The organism is Variovorax boronicumulans, assembly GCF_029892485.1.
Taxonomy (GTDB): Bacteria; Pseudomonadota; Gammaproteobacteria; order Burkholderiales; family Burkholderiaceae_C; genus Variovorax; species Variovorax boronicumulans_B.
Genome location: NZ_JARXVG010000047.1, coordinates 1 through 1,247 on the forward strand (window position 1 = coordinate 1; position 1,247 = coordinate 1,247).

At 71.1% G+C, this 1,247-nt stretch carries 1 protein-coding gene; it reads right to left on the reverse strand.

What is annotated here, in order from left to right; all coding sequences use genetic code 11:
• On the reverse strand, positions 1 to 1,247 hold a 1,247-nt coding region (locus tag M2282_RS31010; RefSeq protein ID WP_280812604.1), incomplete at both ends, for an autotransporter-associated beta strand repeat-containing protein.

Consider the following 1,247-nt stretch of genomic DNA (forward strand, 5'->3'; position numbering starts at 1 on the left):
AAGCCGCTGGCCTTGAGGTTGCCGTCCAGTTGGCCGACGTACACGCCGGCGCGCCAGTTCGACGTGGCGAACAGGTCGGTGCCGGCCTGGAAGCCCTTGACGTTGCCCTTGCTGTGCGGCGCGACGGTGCCTTGCTGGCGGATGTCGATGTCCGCCGCGATCACGCGGCCCCAGGCGCGGCGCTCTTCGCCGCCCGATGCGAGGCCGCCGGTCTTGACGTCGTCGTCGCCGATGCGCTGGTGCAGGTTGCCAATCATGGCCAGGTCCAGCTGGCGCAGTTGGCTCGGCAGCGCGGAGAGCAGCGGGACTTCGGCGCGGTAGGTGGGCACCTGCGCGGGAATGGGGCCTGTACCGCCCGTGGTGCCGCCCGTCGATCCGCCCGCGCCTGTCGTTGGGGTCGTTGCCGTGGTGGTCGAGCGCAGGTACCAGTTCTCTCCGGCCCCGCTGGCGTCGGCCGCATACAGGCGGTACTCGAAGGCGCCCGCATCGACATGGCCCCCACTCAGCGCGAAAGCGTCCTTGGTGGTCTGCGCGGTGGTGGTGGCGCCGTTGAGCGCGGAGACCACCTCGATGCCATTGCCCGTGGTCAGCGCACCGAGGCCGCCGAGCTGGGTGATCTGCACGCTGGTGCGGCCGCTGGCCGAGGCGCTGGCACCGTTGAGCACCAGCCGGTCGCTCATGCTCGTGCTGTCGCCGAGGAACGTGCCCAGCCGCAGCACGCCGTTGTTGCCCACATATGCGCCATTGACGGTGAGAGTGGTGCCCGGCGCGGTGCCCACGAGCGAGACGGTGCCGCTGTTGGCGAGCGAGGCGACCGTCTGGCTCAAGCCCGCCAGGTCGAGCGTGGCGCCGCTGCGCACCGTGTGCGCCGAGGCCGCGCTGAAGGTGCCGGTGGCACCGGCCTTGAGCGTGCCTTCGGCCACGTCGGTCGCGCCGGTGTAGCTGTTGGCGCCCGACAGCGTGAGGGTGCCGCTGCCCATCTTGGTGATGAAGCCGCCGCCGCTGATGCTGCCGCTGAGCGTGGCGCTGAAGCTGCCGGTGTCGATCACGGGGTCGTTGTTGCCGGTGAGCACGACGTTGTTGGCCAGGTTCAGGCCGTCGGCCGCGAAGCCGAGCGTGGTGCCGTCGTCCATGGCCAGCGCACCGGTGCCCAGCGCCAGGTTGTTGCCGACGTTCAGGCGGCCCTGCTTGAGCGCGGTGCCGCCGGCGTAGCTGTTGGCGGCGGTGAGCGTCGTGGTGCCGGCGCC